The organism is Nocardioides sp. (assembly GCF_030655615.1).
GTDB lineage: Bacteria > Actinomycetota > Actinomycetes > Propionibacteriales > Nocardioidaceae > Nocardioides.
Map to the genome: position 1 here is coordinate 1 of NZ_JAURVJ010000128.1, position 17,671 is coordinate 17,671.

Sequence of the window (17,671 nt, forward strand, 5' to 3'; positions counted from 1 at the left end):
CGGGACGGGGCCCGCCGGCGCGCTGCGCGACGGGTCGTCGCCCCGGGTGGCGACGTAGGCCGGCACGGCGGCGACGACCGCGATCGACGCCGCCGCCGCGACGACGACCGGCCACCGCCGGCGCGGGCCTTCGGTGCGGGACTCGGTGGCGAGGATCTCGTCGCGCAGGGCGTCGAGGGACGGGGCGAGCGGCAGGTCGGCCAGCTGGTCGTCGGTGATGCGGGCGGGGAGGGTCATCGGGGCTCCTGGTCGCGGAGGGGGACGGAGGCGAGCAGGTCGGTGTGGCGCAGGGCGGCGCGGGCGCGGCTGAGGCGCTGCCGGGCCGCGGCGGCCGAGATGTCGAGGACCTCGGCGATCTCGCGTGGCTCGAGCCCCTCCCAGGCCGCGAGCTCGAGCACCTCGCGCTCGCTCGCGGAGAGCGCGTCGAGAGCGCGCCGGGCGTCGGCGGCGAGGGCGACGTCGTCGGCCGGGTCGGGCAGCGTGGCACGCAGGTCGTGCCGCAGCCGCTCGCCGAGTCGGGTCCGCCGGTCGCGGCCGCGACGCTGGTTGGCCAGGGTGCGGCGGGCGACGGCGTAGAGCCAGGCCCGGGCCTGCGGCTCGGCCGGCACGTCGTCGAGCCGGCGCAGCGCCACCACGAACGTCTCGGCCACGACGTCGGCAGCGTCCTCGGGCTCGGCCGTGCGGCGCAGGGCGTAGCCCAGCACGGCGCGCGCGTGCGCGGCGTACAGGCGCTCGAAGCGGGCGGTCACGTCTCCCCTGTGTCCGGCTGTCCGAGGATCGTGACACGGTGGGCGGCGTGAGCCTCGACCTCGGGACCCCCGTCCGCCTGGAGATGACGAAGTGGGGCGACCGGCCGCACTGGGCGTTCGACGCGACCTACCTCGGCGCCGACGAGCACGGCGACTGGATCGGTATCCCGGCCGGCACCTTCATGGCGCGCCCGGGCGCCGAGTTCACGACCGTGGTCGTGCAGGTGGGGCTGGTGCCACGCGACGCCGGGTGGTTGGCGACGTTCCACGGCCCGGGGTGGCACGTCGCGACCTACGTCGACATGACGTCGGTGCCGTGGTGGGACGGCACGACGTGCCGTGCTGTCGACCTCGACCTCGACGTCATCCGCATGACCGACGGCCACGTGTTCGTCGACGACGAGGACGAGTTCGCCGACCACCAGGTGCGGTTCGGCTACCCGACCGAGGTGGTCAGCCTCGCGGAGGACGCGTGCGCGTGGGTGTCGGAGCAGGTGTTGGAGGAGCGGGCGCCGTTCGACGGGGAGAGTGCGGACCGGTGGTTCGCCCGCCTCGCCGACCTGACCGAGACCGCCGGCTGAGCATCCTGACCGGTCCGACCAGGCGCGGCCCGGCGAGCCGGGACTCGACGCGGCGGGCCTCGCGGGCCAGCGGCTGCGCGAGGTACTCCCCCAGGATCACGCCCGCGGCCAGGGCGAGGGCGACGGACGCGGCGCCGATGAGGGCGACGAGCCCGAGCGAGGTGTCGCGGCGGCTGCCCTCGCCGAGGAGCGACAGGCCGCGGTAGATCGCGATGCCGGGGAGCATCGGGACGACGGCCGACACCACGACGATGAGCGGCGGGACCTTGAGCCGCGCCGCGATGGCGTAGCCGACGAGGCCGACGAACAGGGCGGCGAACCCGACCGACCAGCTGCGCCCGATGCCCGGCTCCTCGATCGACAGCCAGATCGTCACCGCGACGGCGGCGACCAGCGCGATGGGCAGCAGCGCCCGCCGGGGCGAGTACGACGAGAACGCGAACGCCGCCGCGGCCACCGCCGAGCCGAGCGCGGCGAGCCCGATCCCCTGGATGCCGGTGGCCCCCGGCTCGACGGTCGGCAGGTCGACGCCGACGGCGGAGGCCAGGCTGAGGCCGCCGCTGACGCCGGCGATGATGCCTGCGGTCGAGAGCATCGCCTCGGTGATCCGGGCGCCGGCGGTGATGTAGAAGCCGGTCAGGGCGTCCTGCAGGGCGCCCATGAACCCGATGCCGGCCAGCAGCAGCACGATGTTGGCGGTGATGACCTGCGAGACGTCGAGCCCGAGGTCGAGCTGCTCGTCGATCACGGCCGCTGCCACGGCGACCAGCGTCGCGGCGCCGCCCCCGGCGACCTGCTGGTAGAACACCGGCAGCCGTCGCCGCGCGATCCGCAGCTGGAGCCGGTCGATCAGGACGGCGGCCAGCGCCGCGAGCAGGGCGACCCAGACGTCGCCGCCGAGCTGGACGGCGACGCCGGCCGCCATGGCGGCCCAGCCGCCGGTGACGGCCCAGCGCGGGCGGTCGTGCCCGGTCGAGACGATCCGGCGCAGCTCGGCGCGGCCCTCGCGCAGGCCGAGCTCGCCCGCGATGACGCCGCGGACGAGGTGGTCGACCCGGGTGAGGTCCTGGTAGTCGATCACCCGGCGCTGCACGTGGCGGGTCGCGATGAGCGGCACCTCGTCGGGGCTGGTCTGGTGGCTCATCGTCAGGGAGGTGAAGGTGATGTCGACGTCGGCCTCGTCGGCGTGGAACGCCCGCGCCACCGACAGCATCGTCGCGGTCACGTCGGCCGCGCCGGCCCCGGACGCCAGCAGCAGCTCGCCGATCCGCAGGCAGAAGTCGAGGACGAGCGTGGTCCGCCGCGGCAGCTCCAGCTCCTGGGTGGCCGGCAGGTCGAGGTCCTCGGGCTCGAGGGGCTCGACGAACTCTGCGGGGGGCACTCCTCGATGGTCGCGCACCCGCCGGGCGCACCCAACCCGACGCGCACGCGACCTCCGTCACCCCGTGGCGTCGCCCGGCCACCCCTCGGCGGGCAGCCGCCGGGAGCCAGGTGTGGAACGCTGAGCCGGTGCGGATCGACTTCCACGCTTCGGCCGACTACACGCTGGGCGTGGAGTGGGAGCTGGCGCTCGTCGACCGCCGCACCCGCGACCTGCGCAACGACGCCTCCCACCTCTTCGCCCGGGCCCGGCCCCGGCTGCCGCACCCGGAACGGCTGCACCAGGAGCTGCTCCGCAACACCGTCGAGCTGGTGACCGGGGTCTGCACGACCGTCGGTCAGGCGATGGACGACCTGCGCGTCACGCTCGACCCGGTGCTGGCGGCCGGCGACGACCTCGACCTCGACCTGTTCGGCGCCGGCACCCACCCCTTCGCGTCGTGGACCGGGCAGCAGCTCAGCGCCGGCCACCGCTACGAGGAGCTGATGAACCGGACCCAGTGGTGGGGCCGGCAGATGCTCATCTGGGGGGTCCACGTCCACGTCGGGCTGCCGGACCGCTCGCGGGTGATGCCGGTGCTGTCGTCGCTGCTCAACTTCTACCCGCACCTGCAGGCCCTCTCGGCGTCGTCGCCGATCTGGGGCGGGCTCGACACCGGCTACGCCTCCAACCGGGCCCTGATGTTCCAGCAGCTGCCGACGGCCGGGCTGCCGTTCCAGTTCCAGACCTGGGAGGAGTTCGAGTCCTTCGCCCACGACCAGCTCACGACCGGCGTCATCGACGAGCTCAACGAGATCCGCTGGGACCTGCGCCCGGCCGCCCACCTCGGCACCCTGGAGAACCGGGTCTGCGACGGCGTCTCCTCGCTCACGGACCTTGCCGCCCTCACCGCGCTCATGCACTGCCTGGTCGTCGACCTCGACACCCGCCTCGCCGCCGGCGAGGAGCTGCCGACGATGCCGCCCTGGCACGTGCAGGAGAACAAGTGGCGCTCCGCGCGCTACGGCCTCGACGCCATCGTCATCCTCGACGCCGCCTCGACCGAGCGGCTGGTCACCGACGACCTCGCCGACCTCCTGGCCCGGCTCGAGCCGACCGCCGAGCGGCTGGGGTGCTCGGCCGAGCTCGCGTCGGTCACCACCGTGGTGGCCGACGGGGCGTCCTACCAGCGGCAGCGGGCCGTCGCGGCCGCCACCGACGGCGACCTCGTCGCCGTCGTCGACTCGGTGGTCCGCGACCTGCGGGACTCGGTCTGACCCACGCGCGTCAGCGCTCGTAGCCGCCCTCGGGCTCGACCATCTCCAGGCGTACGCCGAGCAGCCGCACCGGTCGCCGCCGCTCCACCTTGGCCAGCAGCGCGACCGCGGCGTCGACGAGCACCTCGGGGTCGCGGGTGGGCTCGGGCAGCTTGCGGCTGCGCTGGACGGTCTGGAAGGCCCGGTCGCGCACCTTGAGCCCGACCCGCCAGGCGGGGCGACCCTCGGCGTCGATGTCGGCGACCACCCGCAGCGCGATGCGGCGCACCTCCTGCTCGATCTCGGCGTCGGTCTCGAGGTCGGTCTGGAACGTCTCCTCGCGTCCGTGGGCGCGGGGCACCCAGGGCGTCGGGTCGACGACGCTGGTGTCGACGCCCCGGCCGAGGCGGTGGTACCAGGGGCCCATCGTCGGGCCGATCTCGGCGGCGAGGACCCGGGCGTCGGAGGTCGCGAGCTGCTCGACGGTGTGGATGCCGAGGTCGGCCAGCCGCTTCTGGATCTTGGCGCCCACGCCCCACAGGGCCCGGGTGGGCCGCTGACCCATCTCGGCGAACCACGTGGCGTCGCTGATGCGGTAGACCCCGCGCGGCTTGCCGAAGTCGGTGGCGATCTTGGCCTGCAGCTTGTTGTCGCCGATCCCGACCGAGCAGTGCAGCCCGGTCGCGGCGAGCACCTCGGCGCGGACCTGGTCCGCGAAGGCCTCGGGGTCGTGGTCGGCGGCGACCGCCCCGGGGCGCAGGCCGACGAAGGCCTCGTCCCAGCCGAGCACCTCGACGTCGACGGGGTCGCCCGACCACAGCGCCGCCCGCAGCGTGGCCATGACCAGCGCCGACTTGACCTCGTAGACCGGGAAGTCGACCGGCAGGAAGACCGCGTCGGGGCACTTCTTGGCGGCGCTCCGCAGCGGCATGCCGGAGCGGACACCGAGGGCACGCGCCTCGTAGGACGCCGTGGACACCACCGCCCGCTCGGTCGGGTCGCCCCGGCCGCCGACCACCACCGGCAGGCCGGCCAGCTCGGGCCGGCGCAGCACCTCGACCGCGGCCAAGAACTGGTCGAGGTCGACGTGGAGCACGGGCGTCGACAGGGGCACGGACCCGATGCTGCCACCCGCCACCCCCAGGGTGCGGGCGCCACGTCAGCGGTGGGAGCGGACCCAGGCGAGGGAGCGCTTGAGGTCGCCGAGGTCGCGGTACCAGGTGCGGACCTCGACGCGGCAGCGCACCCGGTCGAGCTGGTCGTCGTACTCACCGCACTCGGCGAGGGCCTCGGAGTCGGTCGGTGGGCTGATGCTCGAGCCGTCGGCGTGGACGACGGTGAAGCCGTTGCCCCGGTCGCCCTCGACCCCGACGACCACCTGCCGGGCGGGGGCACGGTCGAGCGCGACGGTCGTGGCGTCGGCGGTCGCCGACCAGGCGAGGCAGAGCGAGGAGAACAGCAGGGCCAGGAGCAGGGAGGGCAGGAGCAGGAGCTTGAACATGGGTCCCCCGAGGGATCGTGCGCCGGCGGGTTCCGGCGGCGCGAGGGACGCTAGGTGCGCTCACCGACGCCGCGGGCCGGCCTCCTCGTCCCCTGTGGACGACGGCCTCGGCTCCCCCGCCTGTGGACGACTCGTGGTCGTTTCCACAGGGTTCAGCGGGCCCGGGTGACCGTGATCGTGGAGTCCGCGCAGCCACCGGCCAGCGACGTCATCGCCGACTTCTCGGCGCTGTCGACCGCGAGCCGCCAGCGCAGCTTGACCGCGACGAACTCGCGCAGGTAGCGGCACTGCTCGAGGTCCGGCAGCCACTCGGCGAGGTCCTGGTCACCCTTGCTGCGGTTGTCCGCCGCGGTGACGCCGACGAGCGAGCGGCTGTCGCCGAGGTCGTTGGCGTAGGCCTCACGGGTCGCCGCCGACCACGACGAGGCGCCGGAGTCCCAGGCCTCGGCCAGCGGCACCATGTGGTCGATGTCGAGCGCCGAGGCGGAGGTCTGCGAGACGCCGTCGTAGTAGGAGTACCAGCGCCCGCCGCTCAGCGCGCAGGACGCCCCGACCGTCACCGGGTCGTCGGCCTCGGCGATCAGCACCTCGTTGCGGGTCGAGCACCCGTCGCCGTCGGCATCGACCCAGTGCTTGAAGAGGTCGCGGTCGTAGCCGGACCGGCTCTCGGTCGCCACGGTCAGGTCGCCGATGGCGCTGCTGAGCGGAGCGGAGTAGTCCTCGGCGTGGGCCACGGAGGGCACCGCCACGAGGCCGATCGACCCGGCGACGGCGCCGAGACAGGTGAGCAGGAACCGGCGCATGTGGGACTCCGAGTGTCCGAGGTGGGTGGTCGGGCACGACCCTGGGCCACGCGGCCGCACGCCGACAACGGTTGAGCCCCAGGTCGAGGGAGAACCCTCAGCGGAGTCTCCGGCCGCGGGCCCGACGGGGGGTCCGGCGCAGGGCTCAGCGGGCCAGCGTCACGGTGATGGTCGCCGCCGGGCAGGAGGCCGCCAGCGACGTCATCGCGGTCTTCTCGGCGCTGTCGACGGTCAGCCGCCAGCGGTGCTTGACGGCCACGAACTCGCGCAGGTAGCGGCACCGGCTGTGGCCCGGCAGCCACTCGGCCACGTCCTGGTCGCCCTTGGAACGGTTGACCGACGCGGTGACGGCGACCAGCGAGCGGGCGTCGCCGAGGTCGTTGGCGAAGGCCTCACGGGTGGCCGCGGTCCACGAGCGGGCGCCGGAGTCCCACGCCTCGGCCAGCGGGACCATGTGGTCGATGTCGAGCGCCTTGGCCGGCGACCGCGACGCTGCGTCGTAGTAGGACCACCAGCGCCCGCCGGTCAGCGTGCACCCGGCGCCGACCGTGACGGGGTCGTCGGCCTCGGCGACCAGCGCCTCGACCCGGGTCGAGCAGCCGTCGCCGTCGGCGTCGACCCAGTGCTTGAACTTGCTGCGGACGTAGCCGGTGCGGACCTCCGCGGCGACCGGCAGGTCGGCGACCGCCCTCGTCAGCGGGGCCGAGTAGGACGCGGCGTACGACGGCGCTGCCGCCGGCACGACGAGCAGGGCCGCGACGAGCGCGACCACCACGACCCACGGGACGACCCACGGGACGGGCCCGGGCGTGACCCGGGCGGTTCGGCGTACCGGCACAACACGAGCGTCCTCCCCGCGGGGCCGGCAGCACAAGGGCGCGTTGCTTGTGGACGGAGTCACACCGCGACAGGATCGCCACACCTCCACCCCCGAACAACGACACGCATACGAAGGGGCTCCCCGGTGCCAACTCCGATCGACCCGACCTCTGCCGGCTTCCTGCTGGCCGAGAACCGCAACATGCCGATGCACGTCGGCGGGCTGCAGCTGTTCAAGAAGCCGGAGGGCGCGGGGCGCAACTACGTGCGCGAGATGTACGAGGCGATGCTCGACGTCGAGGAGATCTCGCCGCTGTTCCTCAAGCACCCCTACCGATCGGTGCGCACCGGCGCGCAGCTGGTGTGGAAGCCCGACGAGCAGTTTGACATCGAGCACCACGTCCGGCACAGCGCGCTGCCCAGGCCCGGTCGGGTCCGCGAGCTGCTCGAGCTCTGCTCGCGGCTGCACAGCACCCGGCTGGCCTGGGAGCGACCGCTGTGGGAGGCCACCCTGATCGAGGGCCTGCGCGACGGCCGGGTCGCGATGTACACCAAGACCCACCACGCCCTCGTCGACGGCGTGTCCGCGATGCGGCTGCTGGCGAGCACCCTGTCCACCGATCCCGACGAGCGCGACATGCCGCCGCCGTGGGGCGTCCTGCCGACCCGTCGCCCCAAGGCGGGCTCCGACTCCCGGGGCGGGCTCTCGGAGGTGCCGTTGTCGGCGCTGCGGGGCGCCCTGGGGATCACGGCCGAGGCAGCGGGCATGCCGGGCGCGCTCGTCAAGACGATCCGCAAGGGCCTCAAGAACGAGACGTCCGCGCTCTCGCTCTACGCCCCGCGCACGATGTTCAACCAGGACATCACCGGCTCGCGCCGCTTCGCCGCCCAGGACTGGCCCATCGAGCGGCTCCGCGCGATCGGCAAGGCCACCGGCACGACGATCAACGACGTCGTGATGGCCATGTGCTCGGGCGCGATGCGGACCTACCTGATCGAGCTCGGCGAGCTGCCGGACAAGCCGCTGGTCGCGATGGTGCCGGTCGGCCTCAACGCCAAGCAGTCGCAGATCGCCTCGGCCGAGGGCGGCAACGCCGTGGGCGCCGTGATGGTCCAGCTGGCCACCGACCAGGACGACCCCGCTCGGCGTCTCGGCGCGATCCACAAGTCGATGAAGGACGGCAAGGAGGCGCTGTCGTCGATGACGCCGGTACAGATCCTCGCCATGAGCGCGATCGGCCAGGCACCCGCGATCCTCACCCCGATGCTGCGGATGCAGGGCATCGTGCGCCCGCCCTACAACCTCATCATCAGCAACGTGCCCGGCCCGCGCTCGACCCACTACTGGAACGGCGCCCAGCTGGTCGGCACCTATCCCCTGTCGATCCCGATCAACGGCATGGCGCTCAACATCACCTGCTCCTCCTACGACGGCAACATGGCGTTCGGGCTCACCGGCTGCCGGCGCACCGTGCCCCACCTGCAGCGGCTGCTGACCTACCTCGACGACGAGGTGGCGGCGCTGGAGAAGGCGGCCGGCCTCTGAGGCTGCGACGACCGGGAGCAGGGGGGCACCGCCACCCCGAGGGGTGCCGGTGCCCCCGACCGCTGGGTACCGGCGCGTGACCCGCACGATCCCGTCACGCCCCGGAGGCACCTCATGGCCCGCAACACCCTCTCCCGCTCCCTGCACGACGTCGGCCTCAGCGCCTGGTTCGGCGGCACGCTCGCCAACGCCGTCTCCCTCAACGCCGCCGCCGGCGAGGCCGGCCGCGCCGGTGACTCCGGCGCGGTCGCCAACAAGGGCTGGGACCGGTGGACGCCGGTCAACGCGGCCGCCATCGGCGCCCACCTGGTCGGCAGCGTCGGCCAGCTCAGCGCCAACAAGAGCCGGCTCGGCGGCCAGGACGGCGTCGCGACGATGGCGCTGGTCAAGACCGGCCTGACCGTCGCCGCGCTCGGCGTCACCGCCTACTCGCGCAGCCTGGGCAAGACCGTGTCGGCCCACGGGCCGGTCCCGGTCGCCTCCGGCACGCAGCCGAGCCACGAGACGCCCGACGACGTCGCCGCCGCGCAGAAGAAGCTCGCCGCGCTCCAGTGGGTCATCCCCGCGCTGACCGGCGTGCTCGTCGTCGTCAGCTCCTTCGCCGGCGAGCAGCAGCGCCCGGTCGACCAGCTGCACGGCCTGACGCAGCGTCTCCTCGGCTGACCTCAGCCGTCGAGCTCGGCGAACCCGCCGCCCACCGCGTCGGCCACCGCTCGCAGCCGCGCGCGCGTGACGTCGGCGACGGTGGCGTGGCCGGCCAGGTCGGCGTTGGACCCGGGCCGCACGGGGGCCGCGACGTCGATCGACAGGCACGTCCGGCTCCCACCGTCGGCGGCGTTGGCCAGCGCGACCGCGTGGCCCGTGGTGCCGCTCCCGGCGAACGGGTCGAGCACCCGGACGTCGTCGGGCATCGTCGCGAGCAGCCGCAGCAGCAGCCCGGTCGGCTTGGGTGACTCGAACAGGTGGCCCACCAGGGCCTTGAGCTCGGCCACGGCGGTGTCGGTGGAGCCGACCTCCTCGGCGAGCCAGATGGTGCGCAGCTTCTTGCGCCGTCCCGGCTCGAGCCAGTCCTTCTGGAAGATGTCGACGCGGACCCCGCTCTCGGGTCCGCGGCCGCGGGTCTGCACCCGGCGGCACAGCAGGTCGCCGGGTCGCGCGTCGACCCGCGGCGCGCTCCACCGCCACACCGCGGGGGTGCCGTCGCCGAAGACCGGCCGGATCTCGAACGCCCCCTCGAAGGCGCTGCTCCGCACCGCGCCGCTCTCAGGGTCGCCCCACAGCGGGTAGTGCATCGTCGGCGCCGTGACCGGGTTGAACTTCTTGTTGGTGTTGCGCAGCGGCAGCCGCCGGTAGCGGCGCGGCTCCCCCGGGTCCTCGTGCGGGAAGTCGCCGGGGTCGACGGTGTCGCTCGTCGACGCCTCGAGCACGCACGCGCGGGCGTCCCGGGCGTAGACGAGGAGGTACTCGTGCGACGTCGCGAACCCCCGACCGAGCTGGCGGCCCTTGGGGTTGAGGTTGACCACGACCTGGGCCAGGAAGCAGGCCTCCCCGAACACCTCGTCGAGCAGCAGCCGCAGGTGCGCGACCTCGCCGTCGTCGATCGAGACCGCCACCGCCCCCGTCGGGGCGAGCACCCGACGTACCTCCTCGAGGCGGGGACGCATCATCGCCGTCCAGGCGGCGTGGGTGCCGTAGGAGTCGGCGTAGGCGAACGGGTTGCCCGTGTTGTACGGCGGGTCGAGGTAGGCCAGGTCGACCGAGGCCTCCGGCAGGGTGGCGAGCACCTCGAGGTTGTCGCCGACGGCGAGCCGGTTCGTCACGCGCACCCGGCCATCATGGACGAACCGCGTGCCGGGTGATGCAGGCCACAGCCGTGTGACCATCGGCACAGATGCTCGTTGGACCCGTCGTGGACCTCCGGAAGACCGCCGTCACCCTGACCGCCCTGCTGACCACCGGCCTCGTCGCGCCCGTCGTGGCGCCGAGCGCCGACGCCGTAGTCGTGCGCCCCGCGCTCGCGGCCGCGGCCAAGGCGGGCCCGACCAAGACCGACGGGTGCCTCAAGAGCGTGCCCGAACCAGGCAGCACCACGCCGGTCAAGATCTGCTACTCGATCTTCAAGCCGGCCGGCGCGACCGCGCGCAAGCGGGTGCCGATGCTCATGCACAGCCACGGCTGGGGCGGGTCGCGCGTGACCAAGGCGGCCGACCTCAAGGAGTACCTGGCCGCCGGCTACGGCGTCCTGTCGTTCGACCAGCGCGGCTTCGGCGAGTCCGGCGGTCAGGCGCACGTCGAGAGCCCGAGCCGCGAGGGTGCCGACGTACGCCGGCTGGTCGGCCTGATCAGCAGGCTCCCCTGGGTCAGGCAGGACGCCAAGGGCGACCCGCGCCTGGGCGCGGTCGGCGGCAGCTATGGCGGCGGCTACCAGTTCGTCGGCGCCTTCGAGGAGCTGCGGATCCACGGCAAGCCGGTCTTCGACGCGCTCGCCCCCGAGATCACCTGGAACTCGCTCAAGGGCTCGCTGGCCCCCGACAACGTCGCCCGCACCGAGTGGGCGCTCGCGCTCTCGGCCGCGGCCCTCCCGAGCAACGCCCTGCCCACCAACGTCTACGCGGCGCTGACCGAGGCCGCCGCCACCGGCACCTGGCCCGACGGCAACGGCCCGACCGGTCAGGACCTCGACACCTTCTTCAAGCACAACGGACCCGCGTGGCACGTGTCGCAGGGCCGCAAGCTCGACATCCCGGTGCTCTTCGGCCAGGGCACCACGGACGGGCTGTTCCCGCTCGAGCAGGGCCTGACCAACTGGCGCACCGCGATCACCGCCAAGGCCCGCAAGCGCAGCATCTTCGTGGGCTACAACGGCGGCCACGTGCTGCCCCAGGTGCTCCCGGCCGGGGTCAACGTCACTTCCGACCCGTGCAGCAAGCAGCTCGCCGGCGGCAACTTCCGCCGGCTCTCGATCCGCTTCTTCGACGAGCAGCTCAAGGGTCGCGACCGCCGGCTCGGCGGCTACGGCCGCATCCACCTCGCCACGGCCGCCTCGCGCTGCATCACGGTGAAGTCGCCCGACGCCAACCGAGCGGTGCCGATCGCCGGCCCCGTCGTCAGCACGACGGCCGCCGGGGTACCGCTCCCCTACGAGATCGCCGCCGGTCCCCTCAAGGTGGCCGGCACGCCCTACCTCACCGCCGCGGTCACCGCTGCCGGCGTCGAGAACCGCGCCTTCTACGGCCTGGCCGTCGGCACCAGCCCGCTCGACGCCCACCTCGTGCAGAACAACGTGCTCCCCCTGCGCGAGCCCACCGCGGTCTCCGGCGTACGTCGGCGCATCGCCCTGCCGTCGGTCGCGGTCGACGTCCCGAAGGGCCAGCACCTCTACCTGCTGGTCTCGCCGCTCAGTGACACGTTCGTCGGGATGGCCTCGCGCGTCCCCGGTGTCATCTCGCTGGCCGACACGGTCGTGCACCTGCCCGTCGTCAACTAGGGGACCAACACTCCCCCGAAACACCAGCCACACCCGTCCCACGTCTTTACCCTGGGGCGGGTGCGGTCCTTCCCCTCCGTCGTCCTCGTCTGCGCGCTCACGCTGGCCGTCCCCAGCGCCAGCGCCGACCGGTCGCGCCCGCACGACGGGCCTCGTGACGCCGGTCGGCCCGACGGCTACGTGCAGGGCACGAACCGGCCCCAGACCAGCGACGGCGTGGTCGGCCCGGCCGCACGCGACGTACCCCTGCTGCTGCGGTCGGTCCGCGAGACGCGGTCGCTGCGGACGTGGAAGGTCGTCCCCGGCGTCGCCGTGACGACCTGGGACGAGCGCACGCTGCGCGGTCCGATCCGGGCCACCCTGATGACCGTCAAATGGCGCACGCGCGGGCTGACCGTCGACTACGCCAACCCCGGCTCGGTCGGGCGCACCGCCCCGGTCTCGAGCATCCTGGCCCGCGACCGGGCCGTCGCCGGCGTCAACGGCGACTTCTTCGACATCGGCGACACCGGCGCCCCGCTCGGCCTGGGCCGCGACCGCCAGCTCGGCCTGCTCCACGGTCGGCTCGAGGGCTGGAACGCGGCGTTCTCGTTCGGCCGCCGCGGCTGGCCCGACATCGGGCCGCTGGCGACGCACGCCCGGATCCGTGAGCACCCCGACATCACGATCACGTCCGTCAACAGCGCCGAGGTCGAGCCCGACGGGGTCGGCGTCTACACACCCGCCTGGGGTGACGCCTCCGGCTACCGCTGGACCGGCGGCCAGCGTCGCGAGGTGCGGATCGTGCAGGTGATCGACGGCCGCGTCGCGTTCGTCGGCACCCGGCTCCCCGCCGGCCGGCCCTACCGCGACACCCTGCTCGTCGGCCGTGGCGACGGCGCGCGTCAGCTCGCGGCTCTCGGGCGGGGCTCGCGCGCCACGGTGACGTCGTACGTCGACGGCCAGCCACGGATGGCCATCACCGGCAACAAGTTCCTGGTCCGCGACGGCCTGGTCACCGTCGTCGACGACCTCGAGATGCACCCCCGCACCGCCATCGGCATCGACCGCGACACCCGCACCCTGCTGCTCCTCACGATCGACGGACGCCAGTCCTTCAGCCGCGGCTACACGATGGTCGAGCTGGCCGAGAAGATGATCGACCTCGGCGCCGACGAGTCCCTCAACCTGGACGGGGGCGGCTCGACGACCATGGTCGCCCGCCGCGCCGGCCGGCTGCAGGTCGTCAACTCACCCTCCGACGGCTTCCAGCGGTCCGTGGCCAACGCGATCTCGATCCGGTACCGCAAGCCGCGTCGCTGAGGGGTACCCCAGGGGGTGTCGGATTCCCCGGCCGGCCGGGGATTCCGACCGTTGTCAGGGGTTGCAACCCCCGACAAGGGTCGGTTCTCCCTGGCAGGTACGTGACCGCCCGGGTTGCCTTATAGCGCTGTCAGCTGCCGATCGCGACAACGGCGACGGTGGTGACCGGGGCGAAGCACTCTGGCAGCGGGTCGGCGACCTTGAGGCCGGTGATCGCGTAGCCGTCGGCGGTCTCGGTGACGTCGACGCCGGGCGGGATGTCGCAGCCCATGCCGACGACCGCGGCGTAGAGCGACGTGCCCTCCGGGGCCGGGGCGGCCAGCGCGGCCTCGACCCGGCCGGCGAGATCGGGCGAGAACGCCGACGCGAAGGCCTTCGCGTCGGCCGCCGAGGCGATCGGGACCGCCTCGTCGGTGGCCTGGCCGCGCCCCGCCGTACCGTCCACGAGCTCGACGAGCTCGAACGGCACGCCGCCCGGGGTGATCGGAGGGCTCCGGGTCGGCTCGCCCGACGACGGGTCGACGGTGGTCGGCAGGTCGGTCGCGGTCTCCGGCGTGGCGGTGCTCGTCGCCCCCGACGGAGCCGGGTCGGACGCGGTCGGGTCCTCGTCGTCGCCGCAGCCGGCGAGCAGGAGGGGCACGAGCAGGAGGGCACCGAGAAGGGGTCGCATGGTGGTTGGACGCTACTGCGCCGACCGGGGTTCCGGCAGGCTGGCGGCGTGGGATTCACGCGTGCCGAGCTGGAGACGTTCCGCGACGCGGAGGTGCCCGACCTGCTGCCGCCGGCGGGCGTGCCGCTGCGGCTGCTGTTCGTCGGGATCAACCCGGGGCTGTGGACGGCGGCGACCCAGACCCACTTCGCCTACCCCGGCAACCGCTTCTACCCCGCGCTGCTCGCGGCGGGGATCCTGGAGCACCGGATCGACCCCGCCGCCGGCATGACCGACGCCGACCGCGACCACCTCCGCTCGCGCGGGATCGGCATCACCAACGTGGCGCCGCGGGCGACCGCCAAGGCGTCCGAGCTGACGGCGGCCGAGCTGCGGGCCGGCGGTGCCGAGCTGCGAGCGCTGGTCGAGCTGAGGACACCCGCGGTCGTCGCGATCGCCGGCATCACGGCGTACCGCTCGGCGTTCGGGCGGCCGAAGGCCGTGATGGGGCGCCAGCCGGAGCCGTGGGGCGCCAGCGAGCTGTGGGTGGTGCCCAACCCGAGCGGGCTCAACGCGCACGAGACGGTCGAGACGCTGGCGGCGGCGTACGCCGAGCCGGCGCGGGCCGCGGGAGTGCTCGGCCAGCGACGGGTCAGGCGGGGAAGGGCTGGTCCTTGCCCAGCACCGTGAGGCCGTCCTCGACGAGGAAGCCGCGGGCGCGGTCCTCCTCGTGGTCGACGCCGATGCGGGCGCCGTCGGGGACGACCACGTTCTTGTCGAGGATCGCGTTGCGGACGACCGCGCCGGCGCCGACGCGGACGCCGTTCATCAGCACCGCGCCGTCGACCGTCGCCCCGGGCGCGACGAACACCGCCGGCGAGAGGACCGAACGGAGCACCGTGCTGCCGCTGACGACGACACCAGGCGCCAGGACCGCGTCGTCGACCGTCGCGGGCGAGCCGCCGCCGGCGCCGACCTTGGCAGGCGGCTGCGGGCCGTAGGAGGTGTAGATCGGCCAGTCGAAGTTGTAGAGGTTGAAGACCGGCAGCGGCGAGACGACGTCCATGTGGGCGGCGTAGTAGGACGCCAGGGTCCCGACGTCGCGCCAGTAGCCGCGGTCGCGGTCGGTCGAGCCGGCGACGTCGTTGTCCTTGAAGTCGTAGACGCCGGCCAGGTCGCGGCGGACGAACGCCGGCACGATGTCGCCGCCCATGTCGTGCTTGGACCCGTCGGTCGTCGCGTCGCGCGTGACGGCCTCGACCAGCGCGTCGGCGTCGAAGACGTAGTTGCCCATCGAGGCCAGCACCTCGCCGGGGCTGTCGGGCAGGCCCACCGGGTCCTTGGGCTTCTCGAGGAACTCGCGGATCCGGCCGGGCGAGTCGGGGACGACGTCGATGACGCCGAACTGGTCGGCCATCTCGATCGGCTGACGGATCGCCGCGACCGTCGCGGCGGCGCCCGACTCGACGTGCTGGGCGACCATCTGGGAGAAGTCCATCCGGTAGACGTGGTCGGCACCGACCACGACGACGATGTCGGGCTTCTCGTCCTTGATCAGGTTGAGGGACTGGTAGATGGCGTCGCCGCTGCCGAGGTACCAGTGCTTGCCGACCCGCTGCTGCGCCGGGACGGGCGCGACGTAGTTGCCGAGCATCGTCGACATCCGCCAGGTCTGGGTGACGTGACGGTCGAGGCTGTGCGACTTGTACTGCGTCAGCACGACGACCTGCAGGTAGCCGGAGTTGACGACGTTGGAGAGGGCGTAGTCGATCAGCCGGTAGATCCCGGCGAACGGGACCGCCGGCTTCGCGCGGTCGGCCGTCAGCGGCATCAGCCGCTTGCCCTCCCCTCCGGCGAGCACGATGGCCAGGACCTTCTTGCGGGCGCTCATGTGAGGCACGTTACTCATCCCCTAGGTTGTGGGGCGTGAGGGTCGACGTGCTGAGCAAGGAGTACCCGCCGTCCGTCTACGGCGGCGCCGGTGTCCACGTGGCCGAGCTGGTGCGTGCGCTGCGCGCCCGGGGCGACGTCGACACGCGGGTCCACGCCTTCGGCGGACCCCGTGACGAGGCCGGGACGTCGTCGTACGCCGACCTCGCCGAGCTCGCCGGGGCCAACCCCGCACTGCGCACGTTCGGGGTCGACCTGGCCATCGCCGACGCCTGCGGCGGCACCGACGTCGTGCACTCGCACACCTGGTACGCCAACCTCGCCGGCCACCTGCCGAGCCTGCTGCACTGCGTGACGCACCTCGTGAGCGCGCACTCCCTCGAGCCGCTGCGGCCGTGGAAGGCCGAGCAGCTCGGCGGCGGCTACGCGCTGTCGTCGTGGGCCGAGCAGACGTCCTACGAGGCGGCCGCGGCGGTCATCGCGGTGTCCGCGGCCATGCGCGACGACGTGCTGGCGTCCTATCCCGCGATCGACCCGGCGCGGGTGCAGGTGGTCCACAACGGCATCGACACCGAGCTGTGGAGGCCCGTCTCCGCACCCGACCGGGTGCGCGAGCTGGGCGTCGACCCGGACCGACCGTCGGTGGTGTTCGTCGGGCGGATCACGCGGCAGAAGGGCCTGCCCCTCTTCCTGCGCGCAGTCGCGGCGCTGCCGCCCGACGTGCAGGTCGTGCTCTGCGCCGGCGCGCCCGACACCCCCGAGATCGAGGCCGAGGTACGCGGGCTGGTCGACTCCCTTGCCGCCGGGCGCACCGGGGTCGTGTGGATCCCCGAGATGCTGCCGCGTGCCGACGTGGTCGCGCTGCTGTCGGCCGCGACCGTCTGCGCCTGCCCCTCGATCTACGAGCCCCTCGGCATCGTCAACCTCGAGGCCATGGCCTGCGAGACCGCGGTCGTGGCGACGGCGACCGGCGGCATCCCCGAGGTGGTCGTGCCCGGTGAGACCGGCGTGCTGGTGCCGATCGAGCAGGCCACCGACGGGACGGGGACGCCACTCGACCCGGAGCGCTACGTCGCCGACTTCGCGGAGGCGCTGACCGCGCTCGTGACCGACCCGGACCGCGCGGCGGCCTACGGCCGGGCCGGGCGGGAGCGCGCGACCGCGTCGTTCAGCTGGGACGCGATCGCCGAGCGCACGGTCGAGGTCTACCGCTCGGTCTGACCCGGCCGGCCCTGGCGACCGGCACCGTGGGGGTGGCCGTTGCGGTGCGTGTCCATGTCGAGGACGACGGCGTCGCGCTCGGGCGGCGGCAGCGTCTCCTCGGTGACCCGGCCGAGCTCGACCGCGACCCGGCGGTCGGCCCCGACGAGGACCTCGCCGGTCAGCCGGTGGCCGCCACGCAGGCCCTGGGTGAGGGCCGCGTCGAGCGACGCCGCCGTGCTCGGCGCGAGGAACTCGCGGGACAGGAAGCGCAACCAGCTCGCGACGCTGTCGGGGTCGGACGTCGCCATGGCCACGTCGAGCTCGAGGAACTGACCGTCGCGCGTCGGCCGCCACGGGCAGCGGCGGCTCGGCTGACCGGGCCAGACCCGGCGTACGCCCTTGCTCCCCGCCTCCATCGCGAACGCGGCGATGAACTCGATCTCGGCCACCTCGAGCGGCGGGTCGATCACGACGGACGGGCGACGGGACACCGTGAGTACTCCAGGCAGGACGTGAGGGACCGAT

General features: G+C 73.6%; 18 protein-coding genes and 1 pseudogene. 8 read left to right on the forward strand and 11 right to left on the reverse strand.

Annotation, left to right across the window (positions count from 1 at the left end; translation table 11 throughout):
* Nucleotides 1-237: hypothetical protein (locus Q7T52_RS10730; protein ID WP_304802291.1), on the reverse strand; the 237-nt coding region annotated here is incomplete at its 3' end.
* Nucleotides 234-749, reverse strand: a complete 516-nt coding sequence (locus tag Q7T52_RS10735) for an RNA polymerase sigma factor (protein ID WP_304802292.1) — start codon at nucleotides 747-749, stop codon at nucleotides 234-236. The genes Q7T52_RS10735 and Q7T52_RS10730, both read right to left, overlap by 4 nt.
* A 182-nt stretch (nucleotides 750-931) precedes the next feature.
* On the opposite strand from Q7T52_RS10735, the pseudogene Q7T52_RS10740 reads away from it, so the two are divergent.
* Nucleotides 932-1,150 (forward strand): annotated as a pseudogene (locus tag Q7T52_RS10740) (DUF402 domain-containing protein); the annotation flags it as partial.
* A 52-nt stretch (nucleotides 1,151-1,202) separates the two neighbouring features.
* On the opposite strand, the gene Q7T52_RS10745 reads toward Q7T52_RS10740, so the two are convergent.
* The gene (locus tag Q7T52_RS10745) at nucleotides 1,203-2,711 is read right to left on the reverse strand and encodes a threonine/serine exporter ThrE family protein (RefSeq protein WP_304802294.1); all 1,509 of its coding nucleotides are present in this window, start codon (nucleotides 2,709-2,711) and stop codon (nucleotides 1,203-1,205) included.
* Nucleotides 2,712-2,839: 128 nt separating this feature from the next.
* On the opposite strand from Q7T52_RS10745, the gene Q7T52_RS10750 reads away from it, so the two are divergent.
* On the forward strand, nucleotides 2,840-3,967 hold the full coding sequence (locus Q7T52_RS10750; RefSeq protein ID WP_304802296.1) for a glutamate--cysteine ligase: 1,128 nt from the start codon (nucleotides 2,840-2,842) through the stop codon (nucleotides 3,965-3,967).
* Nucleotides 3,968-3,977: 10 nt separating this feature from the next.
* Here the strand turns inward: Q7T52_RS10750 and Q7T52_RS10755 are convergent, their stop codons facing one another.
* The 4 genes from Q7T52_RS10755 to Q7T52_RS10770 all read right to left on the reverse strand — a co-directional run bounded on the left by Q7T52_RS10755 (nucleotide 3,978) and on the right by Q7T52_RS10770 (nucleotide 7,088).
* On the reverse strand, nucleotides 3,978-5,060 hold the full coding sequence (locus Q7T52_RS10755; protein WP_304802297.1) for a DNA polymerase IV: 1,083 nt from the start codon (nucleotides 5,058-5,060) through the stop codon (nucleotides 3,978-3,980).
* 45 nt (nucleotides 5,061-5,105) lie between these two features.
* The gene (locus Q7T52_RS10760; protein WP_304802299.1) at nucleotides 5,106-5,447 is read right to left on the reverse strand and encodes a hypothetical protein; all 342 of its coding nucleotides are present in this window, start codon (nucleotides 5,445-5,447) and stop codon (nucleotides 5,106-5,108) included.
* Between the two features lie 152 nt (nucleotides 5,448-5,599).
* Entirely contained in the window at nucleotides 5,600-6,250 is a 651-nt protein-coding gene (locus Q7T52_RS10765) for an HNH endonuclease family protein (RefSeq protein ID WP_304802300.1), read from the reverse strand.
* A 145-nt stretch (nucleotides 6,251-6,395) separates the two neighbouring features.
* The gene (locus tag Q7T52_RS10770) at nucleotides 6,396-7,088 is read right to left on the reverse strand and encodes an HNH endonuclease family protein (protein WP_304802302.1); all 693 of its coding nucleotides are present in this window, start codon (nucleotides 7,086-7,088) and stop codon (nucleotides 6,396-6,398) included.
* Between the two features lie 126 nt (nucleotides 7,089-7,214).
* On the opposite strand from Q7T52_RS10770, the gene Q7T52_RS10775 reads away from it, so the two are divergent.
* Nucleotides 7,215-8,615, forward strand: a complete 1,401-nt coding sequence (locus Q7T52_RS10775) for a wax ester/triacylglycerol synthase family O-acyltransferase (RefSeq protein ID WP_304802304.1) — start codon at nucleotides 7,215-7,217, stop codon at nucleotides 8,613-8,615.
* Between the two features lie 114 nt (nucleotides 8,616-8,729).
* Nucleotides 8,730-9,278, forward strand: coding sequence for a hypothetical protein (locus tag Q7T52_RS10780; RefSeq protein WP_304802306.1), 549 nt, complete (start codon nucleotides 8,730-8,732; stop codon nucleotides 9,276-9,278).
* Nucleotides 9,279-9,280: 2 nt separating this feature from the next.
* Here Q7T52_RS10780 and Q7T52_RS10785 read toward each other — a convergent pair whose 3' ends face one another.
* On the reverse strand, nucleotides 9,281-10,441 hold the full coding sequence (locus tag Q7T52_RS10785; protein WP_304802308.1) for a site-specific DNA-methyltransferase: 1,161 nt from the start codon (nucleotides 10,439-10,441) through the stop codon (nucleotides 9,281-9,283).
* A gap of 83 nt (nucleotides 10,442-10,524) precedes the next feature.
* Here Q7T52_RS10785 and Q7T52_RS10790 point away from each other — a divergent pair, with 83 nt between their 5' ends.
* Together Q7T52_RS10790 and Q7T52_RS10795 are read left to right on the forward strand one after the other, a co-directional pair.
* Entirely contained in the window at nucleotides 10,525-12,102 is a 1,578-nt protein-coding gene (locus Q7T52_RS10790) for an alpha/beta fold hydrolase (RefSeq protein ID WP_304802309.1), read from the forward strand.
* Nucleotides 12,103-12,162: 60 nt separating this feature from the next.
* On the forward strand, nucleotides 12,163-13,404 hold the full coding sequence (locus Q7T52_RS10795; protein WP_304802311.1) for a phosphodiester glycosidase family protein: 1,242 nt from the start codon (nucleotides 12,163-12,165) through the stop codon (nucleotides 13,402-13,404).
* A 130-nt stretch (nucleotides 13,405-13,534) separates the two neighbouring features.
* Here Q7T52_RS10795 and Q7T52_RS10800 read toward each other — a convergent pair whose 3' ends face one another.
* Nucleotides 13,535-14,074: a hypothetical protein gene (locus Q7T52_RS10800; protein WP_304802313.1), complete on the reverse strand. Its 540-nt coding sequence runs from the start codon at nucleotides 14,072-14,074 to the stop codon at nucleotides 13,535-13,537.
* A gap of 48 nt (nucleotides 14,075-14,122) precedes the next feature.
* On the opposite strand from Q7T52_RS10800, the gene Q7T52_RS10805 reads away from it, so the two are divergent.
* Nucleotides 14,123-14,743 carry a mismatch-specific DNA-glycosylase gene (locus Q7T52_RS10805; protein WP_304802315.1) on the forward strand — a complete coding sequence of 207 codons (621 nt, stop codon included), beginning with the start codon at nucleotides 14,123-14,125 and terminating at the stop codon, nucleotides 14,741-14,743.
* On the opposite strand, the gene Q7T52_RS10810 is transcribed toward Q7T52_RS10805, so the two are convergent.
* Complete coding sequence (locus tag Q7T52_RS10810) at nucleotides 14,706-15,944, reverse strand: glucose-1-phosphate adenylyltransferase (protein WP_304802317.1); 1,239 nt, start codon at nucleotides 15,942-15,944, stop codon at nucleotides 14,706-14,708. The genes Q7T52_RS10805 and Q7T52_RS10810 overlap by 38 nt on opposite strands.
* 35 nt (nucleotides 15,945-15,979) lie before the next feature.
* Here Q7T52_RS10810 and glgA point away from each other — a divergent pair, with 35 nt between their 5' ends.
* Nucleotides 15,980-17,164 (forward strand): glycogen synthase, encoded by a 1,185-nt coding sequence (gene glgA, locus Q7T52_RS10815; protein WP_304802319.1) that lies wholly within the window; start codon nucleotides 15,980-15,982, stop codon nucleotides 17,162-17,164.
* On the opposite strand, the gene Q7T52_RS10820 is transcribed toward glgA, so the two are convergent.
* Nucleotides 17,149-17,637 (reverse strand): hypothetical protein, encoded by a 489-nt coding sequence (locus Q7T52_RS10820; protein WP_304802321.1) that lies wholly within the window; start codon nucleotides 17,635-17,637, stop codon nucleotides 17,149-17,151. The two genes, glgA and Q7T52_RS10820, sit on opposite strands and share 16 nt — an antisense overlap.
* Nucleotides 17,638-17,671: the final 34 nt, after the last annotated feature.

Bases quoted from the DNA above. Each gene is read 5' to 3' on its own strand.
- Q7T52_RS10765 (WP_304802300.1), bottom strand. From the start codon at position 6,250: ATGCGCCGGTTCCTGCTCACCTGTCTCGGCGCCGTCGCCGGGTCGATC.
- Q7T52_RS10760 (WP_304802299.1), bottom strand. From the start codon at position 5,447: ATGTTCAAGCTCCTGCTCCTGCCCTCCCTGCTCCTGGCCCTGCTGTTC.
- Q7T52_RS10810 (WP_304802317.1), bottom strand. From the start codon at position 15,944: ATGAGCGCCCGCAAGAAGGTCCTGGCCATCGTGCTCGCCGGAGGGGAG.
- Q7T52_RS10780 (WP_304802306.1), top strand. From the start codon at position 8,730: ATGGCCCGCAACACCCTCTCCCGCTCCCTGCACGACGTCGGCCTCAGC.
- Q7T52_RS10800 (WP_304802313.1), bottom strand. From the start codon at position 14,074: ATGCGACCCCTTCTCGGTGCCCTCCTGCTCGTGCCCCTCCTGCTCGCC.